A 19,002-nucleotide genomic window follows, 5' to 3' on the forward strand; every position below is an offset into this window, starting at 1 on the left:
TCGCCATTGGCGAGCCTTTTCACTACCTGTCGAGCTTTTCGCCGACATACCGACACCAATTCGAATCGAATTAGTTGAGCTTCTCTTTGATACGAGCAGCTTTGCCGGACAGGTTGCGCAGGTAGTACAGTTTGGCGCGGCGAACATCACCACGACGCTTCAGTTCTACACTGTGGATCAGCGGAGAGTGAGTCTGGAATACGCGCTCAACACCTTCGCCGTTGGAGATCTTGCGAACGGTGAAAGCAGAGTGCAGACCGCGGTTACGCTTGGCAATCACGATGCCTTCGAAAGCCTGCAGACGCTCTTTACCACCTTCTTTAACACGAACTTGAACACGTACGGTGTCGCCCTGGGCAAAAGCCGGGATGTCGGTACGCAGTTGCTCTTGTTCAAGCTGCTGAATAATCTTGCTCATTGTCTTTCCTTACCTAGGATAAACTGAAAACTCTACTTAACGCTGTCACGCACTTCGCGGACATACTCGGCAAGAAGTGATTCTTGCTCGTCAGTCAGAGCTAGGTTGTTAATAAGTTCCGGCCTTCTCTGCCAGGTTCGTCCGAGCGATTGCTTGAGTCGCCAGCGCCGAATCACTTCGTGATTGCCGCTTGTCAGCGCCTCGGGCACCGTCAGCCCATCCAACACCTCCGGCCGAGTATAGTGGGGATGATCCAGCAGCCCATCCGTGAAGGAGTCCTGCTCGGCACTGGCCTGATCACCCAAGACCCCCGGGACCAGACGCGAAACCGCATCGATCAGGGTCATGGCAGGCAACTCGCCACCACTTAACACGTAATCCCCGATAGACCACTCTTCGTCGACTTCGGTTTGTATCACGCGCTCATCGATACCTTCGTATCGACCGGCGACCAGAATCAGTTTCTGATTCGTCGCCAACTCGGTCACGCCCGCTTGAGTCAGCTTGCGTCCCTGAGGAGAGAGATAGATGACTTTCGCCCCGTCTCCCGCCGCTTGCTTGGCTGCATGAATGGCATCACGCAGCGGCTGAACCATCATCAACATGCCGGGCCCACCACCATAAGGACGATCATCGACCGTACGGTGTTTGTCGTGGGTGAAGTCCCGAGGGTTCCAGCACTCAATCTGCAGCAGGCCACTCTTGACGGCCCGACCCGTTACCCCGTGCTCGGTAATGGCTCGGAACATTTCCGGGAAGAGGCTAATGACCCCAATCCACATAAGAAACCTCCGGCACCCGTGTTAGCGCGGGAAACTAGAAACCAGGATCCCAATCAACTTCGATTGTTCGAGCAGTCAGATCAATATTCTTGATCACCTGCTCTTCCAGGAACGGTATCAACCGCTCCTTTGCACCAAAGGCATCTTTTACATTGGCCTCAACCACCAACACATCGTTGGAGCCGGTTTCCATCAATTCGGTCACCTTGCCCAGGTCGTATCCCTTGGTGGTTACCACGGTGCAACCAATGAGGTCACGCCAGTAGAACTCCCCTTCGGGCAACGCAGGCAACAGATCGGCGGGGACGCCAATCTCGACGTTGGTCAATGCCAGGGCATCCTCACGCACATCGATACCATCGAGTTTGCAGATCAGACCCTTGTTGTGACGCTTCCAGGATGACACCCGGATTTCACGCCACGCCCCGTTCTGATTGATCAGCCAGGGGTTGTAATCGAAAATCGCTTCGGCAACATCGGTGAAGGAGTTCACTTTAAGCCAGCCCTTGATCCCGTAAACGGTCCCCAGGGTGCCCAGAACTACAGGTTTTTCCACCTTAACTCCCTACCGTTTGGCTGATTAAGCAGCTTTGGCAGCGTCTTTGATCAGCTTGGCAACGCGGTCAGAAACAGCGGCACCAGTAGCAACCCAATGCTCGATACGAGCCAGGTCCAGGTTCAGCTTTTCAGCGTTACCAGCAGCAACCGGGTTGAAGAAACCGACGCGCTCGATGAAACGACCGTCACGGGCGTTACGGCTGTCAGCAACTACTACCTGGTAGAACGGACGCTTTTTCGCGCCACCACGTTGTAAACGAATGGTTACCATATCGTCCTCATAAACATCTAATGAACAAGGCCTGCAAATACGCAGACCCTAGCTTAAAATAAGCCGCGTAATTCTACTTGGATTCGTAATAATTGCAACCAAGCCAGCTATTTTTTGCGCAGGGATTGGCATGAAAAAGGCTCACCAAGGTGAGCCTTTCTGCCTGACCAACAGGAAAATCAGAACGGACCGCGACCGCCACCACCGAATCCGGGGGGCAGCATGTTCTTCATCTGGCCCATCATCTTGCGCATGCCGCCCTTGCCGGACATCTTCTTCATCATGCGCTGCATCTCGGTGAACTGCTTGAGCAGCTTGTTCACGTCCTGGACCTGCATGCCGGAGCCCGCAGCGATGCGGCGCTTGCGGGAGCCCTTGATGAGATCGGGATGGGCACGCTCTTTCGGCGTCATGGAGCTGATGATGGCCTCCATCCGCACGGTGAGCTTGTCATCCATCTGATCCTTGATGTTGTCCGGCAGGCCGGACATGCCGGGCAGCTTGTCGAGCATCCCCATCATGCCACCCATGTTGCGCATCTGGGCCAGCTGCTCACGGAAGTCTTCCAGATCGAAGCCCTTGCCACTCTTGACCTTGCTGGCCAGCTTGGCCGCCTTCTCTTTATCGACGTTGCGCTCCACCTCTTCGATGAGAGAGAGCACATCCCCCATGCCGAGGATGCGGGAGGCGAGACGATCCGGATGGAACGGCTCCAGCGCGTCGGTCTTCTCGCCCATACCGATGAACTTGACCGGTTTGCCGGTGATGTGACGCACCGACAGTGCGGCACCACCGCGGGCATCACCGTCTGCCTTGGTAAGGATCACACCGGTGAGCGGCAGCGCCTCGTTGAAGGCCTTGGCGGTATTGGCGGCATCCTGGCCTGTCATGGCATCCACCACGAACAGGGTTTCGACCGGCTTGATGGTGGCGTGCAGATCCTGGATCTCCGCCATCATTTCGCCATCGACGTGCAGACGACCGGCAGTATCGACGATCACCACGTCATAGAACTTCTTGCGCGCCTGATCGATGGCGGCAGTGGCAATGGCGATCGGTTTCTGGCTGGCATCACTCGGGAAGAAGTCGACACCGATGTCGCCCGCAAGGGTCTCAAGCTGCTTGATCGCCGCCGGACGGTAGACGTCCGCACTGACCACCAGCACCTTCTTCTTGCTGCGCTCCTTGAGCAGTTTGGCCAATTTGCCGACCGTAGTGGTCTTACCGGCCCCCTGAAGACCTGCCATCAGGATGATGGCCGGCGGCTGGGCAGCCAGGTTGAGCTGTTCGTTGGCCTCCCCCATCACGGTGACCAGTTCGCCATGGACGATCTTGATGAAGGCCTGGCCCGGACTCAGGGATTTGGCCACTTCCTGGCCCACGGCACGTTCCTTGACGCGCGCCACGAAATCGCGCACCACCGGCAGGGCGACGTCCGCCTCGAGCAACGCCATGCGGACTTCGCGCAGGGTATCCTTGATGTTCTCTTCGGTCAGGCGGCCGCGGCCGCTGACATTGCGCAGGGTGCGCGAGAGTCGTTCAGTCAAATTCTCAAACATGACGCTTTCCGGTTCTTGGCGTGACACTGGGGGCATTATACCCCGGTCAGCACTCTAGGGACGATTACTCGCCGCTTGCCGCGGCGGCCTGCCATCGAACGGGCAGGTCAACAAATGGAGGGCAGTATACCCCAGTCAACGCCGGAGGACGATTATTCGCCGCACGGTGACCATCAACGCCTACTTATATGTGGGCAGTTAGCCTCTGGCACAACTGGCGAGCATATCTTGTGCAAGGTATACTGCCCCTCTTATCCATAAAGCTTGTTTGACAACGACCTGGTTATGATCGTGATCTCTGTTCTGGCCCTGGCGTTTTACCTGCTGGCCATCATCGCCTCACTGCACCTGCTGCTCAGCGCCAAGCCCGTCGGGCAAGTGTCGCTGTTCGCCTGTGTCGGCCTGGCCCTGACCGCCCATGGCATGGCGGTGGGCAGCGAAGTGCTGGCCACCCATTCCGGCCAGAATCTCAGCATGTTGAACGTGGCGTCCCTGGTCAGCCTTATCATCAGTTGCTTCATGACCTGCGTCACCCGACGCTTCAACGGCTGGATCCTGCTGCCCGTCGTCTACAGTTTTTCAGCCCTGCTGCTGGCGGCCAGCGCGCTCATTCCCGGCCGCTACATCACCCATCTGGAAGCGCACCCCCAGTTGCTGCTGCACATAGGCCTCGCGCTGATGGCCTATTCGGTACTGATGATCGCCTGCTTGTTTGCCCTCCAGCTTGCCTGCCTGGACAGACAACTGAAATCCAGAAAGATCAGCCACCTGCCAGCCATGCCACCCCTGATGACGGTGGAGAAGCGCCTGTTTCAGCTCATTTCCGCAGGTCTGCTGCTGCTGACCCTCTCCATCGCATCCGGCCTGTTCTTCCTGGAAGACATGTTTGCCCAGGGCAAGTCCCACAAGGCCATCCTCTCTATCCTGGCCTGGTGCGTCTACGCTCTGCTGCTCTGGGGTCACCATACCCGTGGCTGGCGCGGCCGCAAGGTCATCATGCTGAGCCTCATCGGCAGCTTCATCCTGACACTGGCCTATTTTGGCAGCCGTTTCGTCAAGGAAGTGCTGCTTAGCTGACACACGAACATTCCCCAACCATCCTTACAGGAGCCCTTCTTGGACAGTATCTCAACGAGTACATTGCTGATTGTTCTCGTTATCTTGATCCTTTTGTCAGCCTTCTTCTCCAGTTCCGAAACCGGTCTGATGTCGCTCAACCGCTACAAGCTGCGGCATCTGGCCCAGACCAAGCACAAGGCTGCCCGCCGGGTCGAGAAGCTGCTGGCCAGGCCGGACCGCCTGCTTGGCCTCATTCTCATCGGCAACAATCTGGTCAACATCCTGGCCTCCGCCATCGCGACCATCGTCTGCATCCGGCTTTTCGGGGATCTCGGCGTCGCCATTGCCACCTTCGGGCTGACCCTGGTGGTACTGGTATTCGGGGAAGTCACCCCCAAGACACTGGCGGCCATGTTCCCCGAGCGGATAGCCTACCCTGCCTCCTGGATCCTCAAGGGGCTGATGGTGCCGTTCGCCCCCCTTGTCTGGCTCATCAACAGCATCACGAACCTGCTGCTGAAACTCTTGCGTCTCGAGCACAACAAGGATGATTCCCTCAATTCCGAAGAGCTGCGCACCATCGTCAACGAGGCGGGCAATCTCATTCCCAAGCACCACCAGGAGATGCTGATAAGCATTCTGGATCTCGACAAGATGACGGTGGAGAACATCATGGTCCCGCGCAGCGAGATCTCCGCCATCGACATCAATGACGACTGGAAGATCATACTGCGCCAGCTGGCCCACTGCGCCCACACCAAGATCCTGCTCTATCGCGACAACATCGATGACGTCGTCGGCTTCCTGCACTCACGGGACGCCCTGAGACTGGTCGCCCGGGATCAGTTCAGCAAGTCCAGCCTGCTGCGGGAAGTCGACCCCATCTATTTCATCCCCCAGGGGACCCCCCTCAACGTGCAGTTGGCCAAGTTCCAGCGCAACAAGGAGCGAATTGGCCTTATCGTCGACGAATATGGCGATATTCAGGGGCTGATCACCCTGGACGACATCCTGGAAGAGATTGTCGGTGACTTCACCACCTCCATGACACCGACCCCGAGTGACGAGATCCATCCCCAGCCGGACGGCTCCTTCCTGGTTGAAGGCTCCGCCAGCATCCGCGAGCTGAACAAGGAGATGGACTGGCACCTGCCCATGGACGGCCCACGGACCCTCAATGGCGCCATCCTGGAGTACCTTGAGGAGATCCCCCAACCCAACATCAGTGTCAGGCTGGCGGGCTACCCTATCGAGATTCTCGAAGTGGAGAACAACATGGTGAAGATGGCGAGGATCATGCCGCACCTGTACCGGGACGATTCAGGGTACGAGGATTGAAAAAAGGCTGCCGATGGCAGCCTTTTTGTTTCACTCGCTCTCGTCATCCGGCTCCAGCACCAGAGTGGGGATGAGCTCACCGAACACCTGCTGCAACTCGTCACGGTTTGCCAGCAAATCCTGCAGCGTATAGCCATCCATCACCGCGAGGAAGGCGTTCATCGCCTCCTTCAAGGCACTCTTGAGCAGACAGACGGAGACGATATGGCAGACCGGGGAGCTGCAGTCGATCCCGTCCAGATTGCCTTCCAATGCCCGGATCACTTGCCCGATATTGATCTCGTCGGGGGAGCGCGCCATGCGGATGCCACCATTCTTGCCGCGTTGTGACTGCAGATAGCCCAGTTTCACCAACTGGTTCACCACCTTCACCATGTGGTTGCGGGATACGTCGTACAAGGCGGATACCTTGGCCACGCTCGACAGTTCCCCCTCCGGCAGGGTGGCCAGATAGAGCAGGGCTCTCAATCCAAAATCGGTATAGCTCGTTAGTCTCATAGTGCCTGTAGCGCCTAGCGCGAAGAATTGATGATTGATCCAGATCAATTAAACATTTAGGATGCAACTTAATAAGTGACATTCCAGATGTTCAATTAGAAAGGACCTCCTATGTTAGACCAAGCCACCATCGCCGTCATCAAGAGCACCATTCCTTTGCTCGAATCGGCGGGCCCTGACCTCACACGGCACTTTTATCAGCGCATGTTCAGCCACAATCCCGAGTTGAAGGATGTCTTCAACCTGGCTCACCAGCGTAGCGGGGGACAACCCTTGGCACTGTTCAGTGCGGTGGCGGCCTATGCCAGGAACATCGACAATCTGGGGGCCCTGGCCGGAGCCGTTGAACGCATCGCCCACAAACACACGGGTTTCCTGATCCAGCCGGAACAATATCACATTGTGGGTAGTCATCTCTTGGCCACGCTCAAAGAAATGGGTGGCAACGCTGTCACGGAGGAGGTCCTTACCGCCTGGGGCAAGGCGTACGGTGTGCTGGCCGACATCTTTATCGGCCGGGAGAGCGAGCTCTATCGGGAAAAGGCAAGCCAGGACGGTGGTTGGCAGGGAACCCGCCCTTTCATCATCAAGGAGAAGCGTCAGGAGAGTGAACTCATCACCTCTTTCGTCCTGGCCCCCCTCGATGGCAACCCCGTGTTGCGTTTCAAACCGGGGCAATATCTCAGTATCAAGCTGGTTCATCCCGCCCTCGAGCATCAGGAGATCCGCCAGTACTCCCTCTCGGACGCCCCCAATGGCCGCGACTACCGCATCAGCGTCAAGCGCGAACTCAGGGGTCAGGCCTCCAACCTGTTGCATGATCATCTTCACATCGGTGACACGGTCGACATCATGCCGCCGGCCGGCGACTTCTTCCTGCAAGAGGTGACAGACACGCCCGTGGTGCTGATCTCCGCCGGGGTCGGCCTCACCCCCATGCTGAGCATGCTCAACCACTTGCTGGCCGAGGGCCCGGATATGGATATTCGCTGGCTTCATGCCTGCGAACACGGCGCCCACCACGCGTTCAGGGACGAGATCCGGGCAAAGAGCAGGCACCACGGGAAACTGGAGAGCCGGGTCTGGTATCGGGAGCCGGGGGAGCAGGATGTCAAAGGAGAGGATTACGACTTCAGCGGCACTCTGGCACTGGAGCAGGTCACCGACCTCATTCCGGCCGACGCCCACTACTATTTCTGCGGCCCTGTCCCGTTCATGAAGGCAGTCAAAGCTCAGTTGGAGAATGTGGGCGTGCCTGCCGAGCGGATGCACTACGAGGTCTTCGGCCCCCATCAGGACCTCTGATCTCTCCCCTGACCGGGAAAATGCACAAGGCCCACAAGCACAGCTTCGTGGGCCTTGTAATATCAAAGCGGGCTACCAGCACTCAGTGCATCGCCTTGGCACGGGCGATGGCATTGGCGGGCATCCGGTTGCCGAGCCGGCTGAGCAGGCTCGCCGCCTTCTGGTGCATGGCCTTGTCGCCGATGACGGCGCCGTGCAGCCAGTGATACGCCTCCTCATAATCCAGGGGACTCCCCATGCCCTGCAGCAACATCTCCACCCACTCCATCTGTGCCCGCAAGAAGCCGAGGCTCGCGGCTTCCCGCATCAGGGTCTCGGCCCGCACCAGATCCTTCTGGACCAGGATCCCCTTCCAGTAATAGCGGCCAAGCTGTTCCAGCGCCGGCGCCAGCCCCTGGTTGGCGGCCTCCCACATGTACTGCACCCCGATCTGGGCGTCCGGCTTGGTGCAAACTCCCCAGGCCAGCATGTCTCCCCAGAGGAACTGATAGGCAGGGATCTTCATCACCGAGGCCCGCGCCTCGATATCCTGGGTGAGCTGGCACCTGTCCTGCTTCACCCGGGCCAGATGGCGCCCCTGCTCTATCCAGTTGAGCAGTTCGTCCTGGCGATAGAGCGGCACGGCCTGCAACTCTCCCGCAGCAGCGGGTGCCTGCGTCGTCGCCCTGGGCAGCGGCGCAGCTGCCGGTGCGGACGGTACAGGTGCGGATGCGGATGGCGCCTGGGCTGGAACTGCTGACACAGGGAGGGATGGCGTGGCGACAGAAGAGGCTGGCGTCAGGGCTGGCTGGGCCGATGATGAGGCCGGTGACAAGGATGCAGACGCCGCGGATGGCGGCGCGGCTGCAGCCGCCACCGCCTGGGTGGGCGCGGCGGCCGAGGTGGACTCCGCCCCCTGCAAGGGTAAGCTGCACACACCGATAATGGCGATGAGGGTTCTTGGTTTTATCATAGGGATCTCCTGCTGCCTTCTGTTATCGGCAGCCAGGGCCATCTCCTTAGCCCGCCACACCCAGCCCCGAAAATGACAAAGGGGAGCCTGGGCTCCCCTTGCGGTCGACGTAGAGACTTACTTGACGAAGTCGACGCCCAGCTGGATGTCGGCCTTCAGGGTGGCCAGCATGCTGTCCATCGCTTCCTGCTCGAAGGCGCTCAGCTTGCCGTAGTCCAGCACGGTTTCGACACCGTTCTTGCCGAGCAGCACCGGCTGCGCGAAGAAGGTGGCGTGCTCACCGTTGCCTTCCACATAGGCACACTCGATGACGTTGGCTTCCCCTTGCAGACCCTTGATGAGCGACAGACCGAAACGGCAGGCTGCCTGACCCATGGAGAGAGTGGCGGAACCGCCACCGGCCTTGGCTTCCACCACTTCGGTACCGGCATTCTGAATGCGCTTGGTCATGGCAGCCACTTCCTCAGCGGTGAAGCTGGCGCCTTCAACCTGGGAGAGCAGCGGCAGAATGGTCACGCCACTGTGACCGCCGATGACGTTGACACGTACCTTGTCAACGTTCAGGCCCTTGGCTTCGGCCACGAAGGTCTCGCCACGGATCACATCCAGGGTGGTCACGCCGAACAGGCGACGCTTGTCATAGACACCGGCTTTCTTCAGCACTTCGGCGGCGATGGCGACCGTGGTGTTGACCGGGTTGGTGATGATGCCGATCAGTGCTTTCGGGCAAGAAGCGGCACACTTCTCCACCAGATTCTTGACGATACCGGCGTTGATGTTGAACAGGTCGGAACGGTCCATGCCGGGCTTGCGCGCCACGCCGGCAGAGATCAGCACGACATCGGCGCCGACCAGAGCCGGGCTCGGATCTTCACCGCAGAAACCTTTTACTTTCACGTCAGTCGGGATGTGGCTCAGGTCCGCCGCCACGCCCGGAGTGACCGGGGCAATGTCATACAGGCTCAGTTCGGAACCGGCAGGCAGGCGGTTTTTCAACAGCAGAGCGAGGGCTTGGCCGATGCCACCGGCGGCACCCAGAACGGCAACTTTCATGATCAACTCCATGTCTAAGCGTAGGTTTAAGGTTGTTTCTAGTTGGGTTAACGCTGATTCTTATTGTGCGCCTCACCTTAAAGGATCCCCTCCTAAAAAACAATCTGATAACAGTTGTAATCACAGGTTCTGTGAGCCAGGGAACAAGCGGCGATGAAAGCGGAGAGGAATATGCGATAAATGGGAGGAAAGACACAGATTTCCTGTGCCCTCCTCACCATTAAGAGGTAAATGTGACTGCTTCAGGACTGGAAAGCCAGTGCCCGACGCTCACACCAGCGGAAACCAATTGTTAACAATCCATTCATGGTCAGATAGAGCGCTCCGGCCACGGTGAACACCGCCAGAGTGTCATAGGTCTGGGCATTGAGACGCTGGGCCAGCCCCATGATGTCCATGATGGTAATGGTGCTCGCGAGCGAACTCCCCTTGAGCACCAGGATCACCTCGTTGGAATAGGCGGGGACCAGCCGACGGGCGGCATGGCGGGTCTTCATCCACAGGGTCTGTCCGGCGGAGAAGCCGAGCGCACGGCAGGCCTCCACCTCACCGGCGGGGATGGCGTCGAGCGCCCCCTTGAACAACCGGGTGGAGTAGGCTGCGGTATTGAAACCGAGCGCCAGCACGGCGCAGAACCAGGGTTGCTTGAGCAGCGGCCAGAGCGGCCCCGCCTTGAGCCATTCAAACTGGCCAGGCCCGTAGTAAATGAGAAAGATCTGGATGAGCAGCGGCGTACCGGTAAAGACCAGTACCCAGAGCTGCACCAGCTGGGTCGCCACCGGAATGCGACGCTCCAGCACCCAGGTCATGCCGGCCGCCATCAGCACGCCCAGCAACAAGCTGAACGCGGTGAGCTGCAGGGTGATCGCCAGCCCTCCCAGCAGGGTCATCAGGTAATCCTGCATGGTCAGCCTCCGTAACGGCGGGTATAGCGGGACGCCTGCTTCAAGCCGAATTCACTCACCAGACTGATGGCCAGATAGATGAGGGCGGCAGCGGCGTACCAGGTGAAGGGTTGATAGGTGCTGGCCGAAGCCATCTGTGCCTGACGCATCATCTCGTTCACCCCGATGAGAGAGACCAGAGCGGTGTCTTTCAACAGCACCAGCCACTGGTTGCCGAGCCCGGGCAGGGCGTGACGCCAGGCCTGGGGCAGCACGATGCGAAAGAAGGTGTGCCCCTTGCCGAGGCCCAGCGCCTGCGCCGCCAGCCGCTGCCCCGTGGGCACCGCATTGAGGGCGGCACGCAGGGTCTGGGTGGCGTAGCTCGCAAACAGCAGGGAGAGCGCCAGCACACCGCAGGCGAACGGGCTGAACTCCACATACTCCCCGGTGATGAGGAACAGCACCTGGGTCGAGCCGAAGTAGATGAAGAGCACCACCAGCAACTCGGGCAGACCACGGATCAAGGTGGTCAGGGTGGCCACGGGCCACACCAACGCACGCTGCTTGCTCAACTCAGCCGCACTGAATGCCAGTGCCAGCACCATGCCACCGACCAGGGATGCCAGGGCCAGCCCGAGGGTCATCCAGGCTGCATCCAACAACAAGCTCAACATGGCTTACTGCGCGAAGTACTTGTCATAGATCTTCTGATAGGTGCCGTTGGCCTTGATCTCGGCCAGCCCCTTGTTCAGCTGGGTCAGCAGTTCCTGGTTGCCCTTGGCCACCGCGATGCCAAAACCGGTACCGAAGTACTTGGCGTCGGTCACCGGGGTACCCACCACGGCGTATTCCTTGTGCTGCTTGAGCCAGTCGGCGGCCACCGCCGTATCGGCAAACACGCCGTCAGTGCGGCCATTCATCATGTCGAGGAAGGCGCTCTGGTAGCTGGCGTAGGGCACGGTCAGCAGACCCTTGCTCACCCAGTTGTCCACCAGATAGGACTGGTGAGAAGTGCCGTTCTGCACGCCGACTGTCTTGTCCACCAGATCGTCCGGCCCCTTGAAGGTCTCTTTCTTGGCGACGAACACCGCGGAGTTCTCGTAATAGATGTCGGAGAAGTCGACCTGGGCAGCCCGCTCCGGGGTCACGTCCATGGCGGCGATGACGGCGTCATAGCGACGGAACTTGAGGCTGGGGATCAGGCTGTCGAAGGCCTGGTTGTGGAAGCTGCACTCCAGCTTGGCCTGCTCGCAGACCGCGCGGGCCAGATCGATGTCAAACCCCTGGAACTCGTTCTTGTCATCCAGGTATTCGAACGGCGCATAGGTTGCCTCGGTGGCGAACTTGATCTCTTTGGCCAGCACAGAAGTGCTCAGCAGACCCATGGCGGCGATCAGCAACAGACTCTTTTTCATGACAGCTTCCTTATCGACTCAATATCAATGCATCAAGAATTCGGCAAACCGGCTGGTTTGCGGGGACTGGAAGATGGCGGCGGTGCCGGATTCGATGATCCGCCCCTTCTCCAGATAGATCACCTGACTGGCCACCTTGCGGGCGAACTCCACTTCGTGGGTCACCACCACCTGGGTGATGCCGGTCTGGCTCAGGGTGCGGATGATCTCCGCCACCTCTTTGGTAATTTCGGGATCCAGGGCAGCCGTCGGTTCGTCAAACAGCAGCACCTGGGGATCCATCATCAGGGTCCGGGCAATGGCGACCCGCTGCTGCTGGCCACCGGAAAGCCGTGCGGGCCAGGCGTCCCGCTTGTCGGCCAGTTGCAGCTGGGCCAGCAGATAGGCCCCTTTCTCGATGGCCGCCTCGCGGCTCATGCCGAGCACCTTGACGGGCGCTTCAATCAGATTCTCCATCACGGTGAGGTGCGGCCACAGATTGTACTGCTGGAACACCATGCCCACCTTGCGGCGCAGCGCCTGTGCCTGACGGTTGAATTCGGCAGTAGAGAGGCTGGACGGGAAAGAAAATTCACTGTCTGCGATGCGCAACACACCGGCATCCGGCGTGTCCAGCAAGTTCATCATGCGCAGCAGAGAGCTCTTGCCTGCCCCGCTCGGGCCCAGCAATACCAAGGTCTCGCCGGGAGCAGTCCGAAAGCTCACCTGCTGCAGTACCGGCACCTTGTGCCAGGATTTTTCGATGCCGATTAATTCGATACCCATACAGCCCAATTGAATAAGTTTTCAAAATTTCGTCCTGATTCTAGCGCCAGCATAAGTTGATGCAAGCTATATTTGAATCAATATGCAGAACAAGCGCCGCTTCCTTGCCAAAAAAGGCATATGAATGCAAAATAGCAGCGCTGTTCGTATCTGCCGCCTGAGCGTGACAGGCGGTCACTCCCCTCATTCGTGAGTCCAAGATGAAACATAACGACAAGCAAGAAAAACTGGCCAAGGCCTTTAAAGCCTTGCTGAAAGAGGAGCGTTTCGGCTCCCAGGCAGAGATAGTGACTGCCCTGCAAGAGATGGGCTTCGAGAACATCAACCAATCCAAGGTCTCGCGCATGCTGAGCCGCTTCGGCGCCGTTCGCACTCGCAATGCCAAGATGGAGATGGTCTACTGTCTGCCGGTGGAGCTGGGCGTGCCCACCACCTCCAGCCCCCTCAAGAACCTGGTGCTGGATGTCGACCACAACGGCGCTCTGGTGGTGATCCACACCAGCCCCGGCGCAGCCCAGCTGATCGCCCGCCTGCTTGACTCCCTCGGCAAAGCCGAAGGGATCCTCGGCACCATCGCCGGTGATGACACCATCTTCATCACCCCGACCAGCGATACCGACATCGAGGAGCTCTACCTCTCCGCCCTCGAGCTGTTCGAGCAGACGCCCTGATCCGGTCGCCTTGGGCGATCCGCACAAAAAATCCCGGCCTTGGCCGGGATTTTTTGTTTTGAGCGGTCGGCAGGCCGGGCTTATTTGCCCTCGGCCACCAGAAAATCGATGGAAGGGGCGAAGAAGGCCGCGCCGGTCACCGCCCGGGTGAAGCGCAGCAGGTGGTCGAAGTGACTGCCCTCCCCTTTGTACATGCTGGCCAGCATGGCGTTGAAGTGCAGCGGCGTGCGGCAGCAGGAGATGAAGTAGAGCCCCTGCTCGCTCATGGTGCCCCAGGGCATGCTCTGGCGCAGGATCTCCATGGACTCCCCCTTCGGGGTCTTGAGGTTGACCCGCTTGATGTGGGAAGTGAGCGGCTTGTCGGCGGACTCGTATTCGATGTTGTCGACCTTGGTGCGGCCTATGATGTCTTCCTGCTCCTTCAGGGCCAGCTTCTCCCAGTCGCTCATGGCGTGGACCCAGCGCTGCACGTGGATGTAGGAGCCACCGGCGAACTCGCCGCCGTCCAGCAACGCCACCTCGGCGCGGTGCTCATCCTGCGGGTTCTCGGTGCCGTCGACGAAACCGGTCAGATCCCGGCAATCCTGGTTGCGAAAACCGCGGACTTCCTCGACCAATTCAACAAGCCCGGCCAGCAGGGCCATGACGCGATGACCGGCATGATGCAGCACGTCCACCCGATCAGCACGCAATTGTACGAAGAGATCGAACGGGGTATTGGGGGCCTCCTGACCGTTGGCGGATTGCGCCATGAAACTGCGGAACTGGGGCGGCCGGGCGGCAGGATAGAGATCATCCCAGGCGTCGGCCCCGACGGCGACCAGACCGCTGAAGGCCGCATCGGGGAAGTCGGCGCTCACCGCCTCCCAGAGTGCTGGCAGGCTGGCCAGGCGGGAGGTCAGGGCAGCGGCGTCACCGGTGCGATTGAACATCAGATAGAGGGCGTGCAGATTCGGCTCTGCGCAGATCCCGGCTTGGGCTTTCATGTCTCTCTCCAAGTGCGTTGGCTATGGGCGTGGCGCGATTATAAACCAGCGCGCTTCCAGTTCATTGATTTCACGACAATACCACGCACTCATGGCAAGGGGTCAAACAACACCAGGGCATGAGGCGCCACGGTCACCCGCGCGCTCCCCCCTTCCAGGGGCTCACCGATGCTGGCTTCCAGTTGCTGGCCGCCACACTCCACCAGTACCCGGCAGTGATGGCCCAGGAACTGTTGCTCACGCACCCGGAGCTCACCGTCATCCGCCGCCGTCAGCGCCAGTTGCTGAGGTCTGAGCATGAGCTGCAACCGCTCCCCCACCGCGCGGCCATGGGGCTCCTGACCGCAGATGGTTCCAAGGAGGGTCTGCACGCAGTGGCTGTCCACCACCTCGGCCGCCAGATAATTGACCCCGCCGAGAAACTCCGCCACGAAGCGGTTCCCGGGGCGGCGATAGAGCTGCTCCGGCTCCCCCACTTGCTCGATGCGACCGGCGCGAAACAGGGCCAGCCGATCGGCGAAGGCGAAGGCCTCTTCCTTGCTGTGGCTGACGAAGATGGCGCCAATGCCCTGCTGTTTGAGCAGGGCGCGGATCTCGAGGATCAGCTTCATCCGCACCTGGGTGTCGATGTTGGAGAAGGGCTCGTCCAGCAGCATCAGGCGCGGCTTGCACACCAGGGCGCGGGCGATGGCCACCCGCTGCTGCTGGCCGCCGGAGAGCTGATGGGGATAGCGCTCCCCCAATCCCTGCAGGTTGACCAGCGCCAGCGCCTCTTCCACCTGTTGCTGGCGGCTGCCGCGATCCTGCCCGGTCAGGCCGAAGCCGACGTTCTCGGCCACCGTCAGGTGAGGAAAGAGAGCGTAATCCTGGAAGATCATGCCGATATGGCGGGCCTCCGGCGGCACACTCACGCCGGGGGCATCGAGCAGGGTCTCTCCCAGCCGGATCTCCCCCTGGGCCAAGGGCAGCAGACCGGCCACCGCCTTGAGCAGCGTGGTCTTGCCACAGCCGCTGGCCCCCAGCAGACAGACAATCTCGTTGTCGGCCACCTGCAGGGAGAGCTGCTCCAGCACGGGGCGGCCATTGTAGTGACAGCTGACCTTCTCGATATTCAGGCAGGACAAGGTTCTTTTCCTCTCGCGTAGTGATGCCGGACGGGGCCGCTCAATGGCCTGGACCATCCAGGGTGCGGTTGATCCACAGCAGGGGAATCAGCCCCACCAGCACGATGACGATGGCACCGAGCGCCCCCCGCTCCAGCATCTCGTCCGAGACGAACTGATAGACGTGGGTCGCCAGGGTTTCGAAGTTGAACGGCCGCAGCAGCAGGGCGGCGGGCAGCTCCTTCATGGATTCGATGAACACCAGCATGGCGCCGGCAAAGAGGCCGCGCCGTACCAGCGGCAGGTGAATGCGACGCAGCATGCCGCCCGCCCCCTGCCCCAGAGAGCGGGCCGCCATGTCGAGGCTGGGGGAGATCTTGCTCATGCTGCTCTCCACCGACCCGATGGCGATGGCCACGAAGCGCACCAGATAGCCGAACACGATGGCGGTGAGGGTGCCGGTCAGGAGCAGACCGGGGCCCGGCATCCCGAGCCACTCGGCCAGATCGTTGATGCCAAAATCAAGGGCCGTGAGCGGCACCAGCACGCCGATGGCCAGCACGGTCCCCGGCATGGCATAGCCCATGGCGGCGAGGCGCAGGGGCAGCAGGCTGCGAGTCCCCCCATCGAGGCGACGGAAGAAGCCGAGTAGCAGGGCAATGGCCATGGCCAGCAGGGCGGTCAGGGCCGAGATGGCGAGGCTGTTGCCCGCAAAGCGCACGAATTCGGGCGTCCACGACAGCGCGAAGTAACGCACCCCGTAATCGAGCAGGATGACGAACGGCAGGGCGAACCCCGCCAGCACCAGGCCCCAGCACCAGAGCCCGGCCAGCACGCCCCTCAGGCCCCCGAGGGGGTAACGCAGGGGCTGCTCGAAGCCCATGGACTTCTGGAACACCTGCTGGCGCTGGCGGGAGCGGCGCTCCAGCGCGATGAGCAGCACCACCGCCAGCAGCATCAGACAGGAGAGCTTGGCGGCGGTCGCCAGGCTGCCGTAGCCGAGCCAGGTGTCGTAGATGGCGGTGGTCAGGGTGTTGATGGCAAAGAAGTGGACGGTGGCAAAGTCCGCCAGAGTTTCCATCGCGACCAGAGATGCCCCCACCATGATGGCCGGGCGGGCCAGGGGGAGGCTCAGGCGGCGAAAGCTCTGCCAGGGGGTGCAGCCGAGCAGACGGCTGGAGTGAATGAGGCTGACCGACTGCTCCAGGAAGGAGGCCCGTGCCAGCAGATAGACATAGGGGAAGAGCACCAGCGCCAGCACCCAGGCGGCGCCCCCGAGGGAGCGAATGGCCGGGAACCAGTAGTCGGCAGGTCCCTGCCAGCCAAACAGGGCACGCAGCCCCGCCTGCAGCGGGCCCGAGTAGTCGAGCAGGTCGGTATAGACGTAGGCAACGATATAGGAGGGCATCGCCATGGGCAGCATCAGCGCCCATTGCAGGGCGCGGCGCCCCGGCACCTCGCACATGGCCACCAGCCAGGCGGTGGGCACCCCGAACAGCAGGCTGAGGCAGACCACCCCCAGCACCAGACCGGACGTGCTTCGCAGATAGTCGGGCAGTACGGTATCGGCGAGGTGGGCAAACAGTTCCCCATCAGCCGAGAAGGCGGAGAAGACCAGGGCGAGTACCGGCAAACCCAGCAGCAGGGCGGTGACCCAGCTGCCGGCAATCCATCCAAAATGTTTCATGAGTCCACAGAAGTTGATGGGGCCGTTGGCCCCATCTGATTACAAGTCGAATTTCACTTCATCCAGCAGTTGCAAGGCGTCCTTGCGGTGCTTGGCATAATCGCTGACCGGCATAGGGTCAGACTTGAACGTGCCCCAGGATTTGACCATGGCAGAAGGCTCGACCCCCGCCTTGACCGGGTACTCGGCATTCACATCCGCATACATGTGCTGGGCGGTATCCCCGGAGAGGAACTCCATCAGCTTCTGTGCTGCGTCCTTGTTCTTGGCATACTTGGTCATGGCCACGCCGCTCACGTTGACGTGGGCACCGCGATCACCCTGGTTCGGGAAGTTGATTTCCACCGCGTCGGCCCAGGACTTCTGCGCCGGGTCCTTCAACATGGCACCCAGGTAATAGCTGTTGCCCAGGGAGACATCACAGATGCCGTCCTTGATCGCCTTGACCTGATCACGGTCGTTGCCCTGGGGCTTGCGCGCCAGGTTGGCCTTGACCCCTTCCAGCCAGGTCTTGGTATCCGCCATGCCGTGATGGGCAATCATGGACGAAACCAGCGCCACATTGTACTCGTGCTTGCCGCTACGGGTACAAATTTTTCCTTTGAATTCAGGCTTGACCAGATCTTCGTAGCGGATGGTGTCGAGCTTGCCGAGACGCTCCTTGCTGGAGTAGATGGCACGCACCCGGGTGGTCAGGGCGAACCAGCGGTTGTCCGGATCGCGATAGATGGAGGGGATGTTCTCCTGCAGCGTCTTGCTGTCCACCGGCTGCACCAGGTCCTTGTCCACCAGCTCGGTCAGACGGCTGATGTCCACGGTCAGCATCAGATCGGCCGGAGAGAGCTTGCCTTCCCGTTCCAGACGCTCGTTCAGCCCCTCTTTGGCAAACACCACATTGACCTTGATCCCGGTCTCCTTCTCGAACTGCTGGATGATGGGCTTGATCAGCTCATCCTGACGGTTCGAATAGACGTTTACCTCCTGGGCGGCGAACGCCGACTGGGCGACAAGCGTGGAGAAAGCCAGTGCCAACATCTTCATTTTCATCATCCGTTCCTTGTCTGCGTAAAGAGTGATAACCATTTTCGTTTGCATTCTGCATGAATCGGGAGGAGAGGATCAAGGCGGTTTGCTGGGTTGGAACGATCTATTTAATCAGCGGCCAAACAAAAAGACCGGATGGAATCCCATCCGGTCTTTCGACGACCACCCATTCACACTGTCGGCAGAACCTGCCCGGACCTTTGCCCGACCCGGCCGGGCAAAGGAGCGTACTCAGAGCGCCTCGTCGTCGCTCTCACCAGTACGAATACGCACCGCTTGCAGCAGGTCATAGACGAAAATCTTGCCGTCACCGATCTTGCCGGTATAGGCCGCCTTGCAGATGGCCTCGATCACCCCTTCGACGTTCTCGTCTGCGGTGGCGATCTCCAGCTTCACCTTCGGCAGAAAGTCGACCTGGTACTCGGCCCCCCGGTATAATTCGGTGTGCCCCTTCTGGCGACCAAAACCCTTCACTTCGGAGACGGTCAGGCCTTCCACCCCCAGGTTGGCGATGGCCTCGCGCACGTCGTCCAACTTGAAAGGTTTGATAATCGCAGTAATCAGCTTCATCTGGTTGCTCCCAATCCATGGTATGTCACGAATGGGTCATCAATTCTTGTGCCAAGTATTTTTATCGTTTATTTTCATATAGAT

At 60.1% G+C, this 19,002-nt stretch carries 21 protein-coding genes; 4 read left to right on the forward strand and 17 right to left on the reverse strand.

Features of this window, described 5'->3' with window-relative positions:
- Positions 1-70 precede the first annotated feature (70 nt).
- The 5 genes from rplS to ffh all read right to left on the reverse strand — a co-directional run bounded on the left by rplS (position 71) and on the right by ffh (position 3,588).
- Complete coding sequence (rplS, locus tag PG879_RS00310; RefSeq protein WP_005313505.1) at positions 71-418, reverse strand: 50S ribosomal protein L19; 348 nt, start codon at positions 416-418, stop codon at positions 71-73.
- A gap of 32 nt (positions 419-450) precedes the next feature.
- Complete coding sequence (trmD, locus tag PG879_RS00315; RefSeq protein ID WP_010673086.1) at positions 451-1,200, reverse strand: tRNA (guanosine(37)-N1)-methyltransferase TrmD; 750 nt, start codon at positions 1,198-1,200, stop codon at positions 451-453.
- Between the two features lie 34 nt (positions 1,201-1,234).
- The gene (gene rimM, locus PG879_RS00320) at positions 1,235-1,756 is read right to left on the reverse strand and encodes a ribosome maturation factor RimM (protein ID WP_039039979.1); all 522 of its coding nucleotides are present in this window, start codon (positions 1,754-1,756) and stop codon (positions 1,235-1,237) included.
- Positions 1,757-1,780: 24 nt separating this feature from the next.
- The gene (gene rpsP, locus PG879_RS00325; RefSeq protein WP_010673084.1) at positions 1,781-2,029 is read right to left on the reverse strand and encodes a 30S ribosomal protein S16; all 249 of its coding nucleotides are present in this window, start codon (positions 2,027-2,029) and stop codon (positions 1,781-1,783) included.
- A gap of 179 nt (positions 2,030-2,208) precedes the next feature.
- A complete protein-coding gene (ffh, locus tag PG879_RS00330; protein ID WP_010673083.1) occupies positions 2,209-3,588 on the reverse strand; it encodes a signal recognition particle protein in 1,380 nt (459 codons plus the stop codon).
- Between the two features lie 285 nt (positions 3,589-3,873).
- Here ffh and PG879_RS00335 point away from each other — a divergent pair, with 285 nt between their 5' ends.
- Both PG879_RS00335 and PG879_RS00340 read left to right on the forward strand, forming a co-directional pair.
- Positions 3,874-4,665: a cytochrome C assembly family protein gene (locus PG879_RS00335; protein ID WP_039040017.1), complete on the forward strand. Its 792-nt coding sequence runs from the start codon at positions 3,874-3,876 to the stop codon at positions 4,663-4,665.
- A 39-nt stretch (positions 4,666-4,704) separates the two neighbouring features.
- On the forward strand, positions 4,705-5,985 hold the full coding sequence (locus PG879_RS00340) for an HlyC/CorC family transporter (protein ID WP_010673081.1): 1,281 nt from the start codon (positions 4,705-4,707) through the stop codon (positions 5,983-5,985).
- Positions 5,986-6,015: 30 nt separating this feature from the next.
- Here PG879_RS00340 and PG879_RS00345 read toward each other — a convergent pair whose 3' ends face one another.
- Positions 6,016-6,483, reverse strand: coding sequence for an Rrf2 family transcriptional regulator (locus tag PG879_RS00345; protein WP_039039978.1), 468 nt, complete (start codon positions 6,481-6,483; stop codon positions 6,016-6,018).
- A gap of 111 nt (positions 6,484-6,594) precedes the next feature.
- On the opposite strand from PG879_RS00345, the gene hmpA reads away from it, so the two are divergent.
- Positions 6,595-7,788 carry an NO-inducible flavohemoprotein gene (gene hmpA, locus PG879_RS00350; protein WP_210600299.1) on the forward strand — a complete coding sequence of 398 codons (1,194 nt, stop codon included), beginning with the start codon at positions 6,595-6,597 and terminating at the stop codon, positions 7,786-7,788.
- An 82-nt stretch (positions 7,789-7,870) separates the two neighbouring features.
- Here the strand turns inward: hmpA and PG879_RS00355 are convergent, their stop codons facing one another.
- The 6 genes from PG879_RS00355 to PG879_RS00380 all read right to left on the reverse strand — a co-directional run bounded on the left by PG879_RS00355 (position 7,871) and on the right by PG879_RS00380 (position 12,857).
- The gene (locus tag PG879_RS00355; RefSeq protein WP_210600337.1) at positions 7,871-8,461 is read right to left on the reverse strand and encodes a tetratricopeptide repeat protein; all 591 of its coding nucleotides are present in this window, start codon (positions 8,459-8,461) and stop codon (positions 7,871-7,873) included.
- Positions 8,462-8,857: 396 nt separating this feature from the next.
- The gene (gene mdh / locus PG879_RS00360; RefSeq protein ID WP_010673076.1) at positions 8,858-9,793 is read right to left on the reverse strand and encodes a malate dehydrogenase; all 936 of its coding nucleotides are present in this window, start codon (positions 9,791-9,793) and stop codon (positions 8,858-8,860) included.
- Positions 9,794-10,035: 242 nt separating this feature from the next.
- A complete protein-coding gene (gene artM / locus PG879_RS00365) occupies positions 10,036-10,698 on the reverse strand; it encodes an arginine ABC transporter permease ArtM (RefSeq protein WP_010673075.1) in 663 nt (220 codons plus the stop codon).
- Between the two features lie 2 nt (positions 10,699-10,700).
- Entirely contained in the window at positions 10,701-11,351 is a 651-nt protein-coding gene (gene artQ, locus PG879_RS00370; protein WP_125117090.1) for an arginine ABC transporter permease ArtQ, read from the reverse strand.
- Positions 11,352-11,354: 3 nt separating this feature from the next.
- On the reverse strand, positions 11,355-12,092 hold the full coding sequence (locus tag PG879_RS00375; protein WP_010673073.1) for an arginine ABC transporter substrate-binding protein: 738 nt from the start codon (positions 12,090-12,092) through the stop codon (positions 11,355-11,357).
- Positions 12,093-12,116: 24 nt separating this feature from the next.
- A complete protein-coding gene (locus tag PG879_RS00380) occupies positions 12,117-12,857 on the reverse strand; it encodes an ATP-binding cassette domain-containing protein (RefSeq protein ID WP_041214472.1) in 741 nt (246 codons plus the stop codon).
- A 200-nt stretch (positions 12,858-13,057) separates the two neighbouring features.
- Between PG879_RS00380 and argR the strand changes: the two genes are divergently transcribed.
- Positions 13,058-13,528: a transcriptional regulator ArgR gene (gene argR, locus PG879_RS00385; protein WP_005308670.1), complete on the forward strand. Its 471-nt coding sequence runs from the start codon at positions 13,058-13,060 to the stop codon at positions 13,526-13,528.
- A gap of 80 nt (positions 13,529-13,608) precedes the next feature.
- Here the strand turns inward: argR and PG879_RS00390 are convergent, their stop codons facing one another.
- The 5 genes from PG879_RS00390 to glnK form a co-directional block, all read right to left on the reverse strand.
- Positions 13,609-14,514: a Dyp-type peroxidase gene (locus PG879_RS00390; RefSeq protein WP_128343422.1), complete on the reverse strand. Its 906-nt coding sequence runs from the start codon at positions 14,512-14,514 to the stop codon at positions 13,609-13,611.
- Positions 14,515-14,603: 89 nt separating this feature from the next.
- Positions 14,604-15,638 carry an ABC transporter ATP-binding protein gene (locus tag PG879_RS00395; RefSeq protein ID WP_128343420.1) on the reverse strand — a complete coding sequence of 345 codons (1,035 nt, stop codon included), beginning with the start codon at positions 15,636-15,638 and terminating at the stop codon, positions 14,604-14,606.
- A gap of 40 nt (positions 15,639-15,678) precedes the next feature.
- Positions 15,679-17,304 (reverse strand): ABC transporter permease, encoded by a 1,626-nt coding sequence (locus PG879_RS00400; RefSeq protein WP_210600297.1) that lies wholly within the window; start codon positions 17,302-17,304, stop codon positions 15,679-15,681.
- Positions 17,305-17,343: 39 nt separating this feature from the next.
- A complete protein-coding gene (locus PG879_RS00405) occupies positions 17,344-18,351 on the reverse strand; it encodes a Fe(3+) ABC transporter substrate-binding protein (protein WP_039039971.1) in 1,008 nt (335 codons plus the stop codon).
- A gap of 228 nt (positions 18,352-18,579) precedes the next feature.
- Positions 18,580-18,918, reverse strand: a complete 339-nt coding sequence (gene glnK, locus PG879_RS00410; RefSeq protein ID WP_005332325.1) for a P-II family nitrogen regulator — start codon at positions 18,916-18,918, stop codon at positions 18,580-18,582.
- Positions 18,919-19,002: the final 84 nt, after the last annotated feature.

This window comes from Aeromonas sp. QDB63 (assembly GCF_027707425.1).
GTDB lineage: Bacteria > Pseudomonadota > Gammaproteobacteria > Enterobacterales > Aeromonadaceae > Aeromonas > Aeromonas caviae.

What these genes read in the sequence shown, in the direction of transcription:
- rpsP (WP_010673084.1), bottom strand. Translation starts at nt 2,029, where the DNA reads ATGGTAACCATTCGTTTACAACGTGGTGGCGCGAAAAAGCGTCCGTTC.
- argR (WP_005308670.1), top strand. Translation starts at nt 13,058, where the DNA reads ATGAAACATAACGACAAGCAAGAAAAACTGGCCAAGGCCTTTAAAGCC.
- trmD (WP_010673086.1), bottom strand. Translation starts at nt 1,200, where the DNA reads ATGTGGATTGGGGTCATTAGCCTCTTCCCGGAAATGTTCCGAGCCATT.
- artQ (WP_125117090.1), bottom strand. Translation starts at nt 11,351, where the DNA reads ATGTTGAGCTTGTTGTTGGATGCAGCCTGGATGACCCTCGGGCTGGCC.
- rplS (WP_005313505.1), bottom strand. Translation starts at nt 418, where the DNA reads ATGAGCAAGATTATTCAGCAGCTTGAACAAGAGCAACTGCGTACCGAC.
- PG879_RS00390 (WP_128343422.1), bottom strand. Translation starts at nt 14,514, where the DNA reads ATGAAAGCCCAAGCCGGGATCTGCGCAGAGCCGAATCTGCACGCCCTC.
- PG879_RS00335 (WP_039040017.1), top strand. Translation starts at nt 3,874, where the DNA reads ATGATCGTGATCTCTGTTCTGGCCCTGGCGTTTTACCTGCTGGCCATC.
- artM (WP_010673075.1), bottom strand. Translation starts at nt 10,698, where the DNA reads ATGCAGGATTACCTGATGACCCTGCTGGGAGGGCTGGCGATCACCCTG.
- PG879_RS00405 (WP_039039971.1), bottom strand. Translation starts at nt 18,351, where the DNA reads ATGAAAATGAAGATGTTGGCACTGGCTTTCTCCACGCTTGTCGCCCAG.
- PG879_RS00375 (WP_010673073.1), bottom strand. Translation starts at nt 12,092, where the DNA reads ATGAAAAAGAGTCTGTTGCTGATCGCCGCCATGGGTCTGCTGAGCACT.
- ffh (WP_010673083.1), bottom strand. Translation starts at nt 3,588, where the DNA reads ATGTTTGAGAATTTGACTGAACGACTCTCGCGCACCCTGCGCAATGTC.
- mdh (WP_010673076.1), bottom strand. Translation starts at nt 9,793, where the DNA reads ATGAAAGTTGCCGTTCTGGGTGCCGCCGGTGGCATCGGCCAAGCCCTC.
- PG879_RS00345 (WP_039039978.1), bottom strand. Translation starts at nt 6,483, where the DNA reads ATGAGACTAACGAGCTATACCGATTTTGGATTGAGAGCCCTGCTCTAT.
- glnK (WP_005332325.1), bottom strand. Translation starts at nt 18,918, where the DNA reads ATGAAGCTGATTACTGCGATTATCAAACCTTTCAAGTTGGACGACGTG.
- PG879_RS00380 (WP_041214472.1), bottom strand. Translation starts at nt 12,857, where the DNA reads ATGGGTATCGAATTAATCGGCATCGAAAAATCCTGGCACAAGGTGCCG.
- hmpA (WP_210600299.1), top strand. Translation starts at nt 6,595, where the DNA reads ATGTTAGACCAAGCCACCATCGCCGTCATCAAGAGCACCATTCCTTTG.
- PG879_RS00400 (WP_210600297.1), bottom strand. Translation starts at nt 17,304, where the DNA reads ATGAAACATTTTGGATGGATTGCCGGCAGCTGGGTCACCGCCCTGCTG.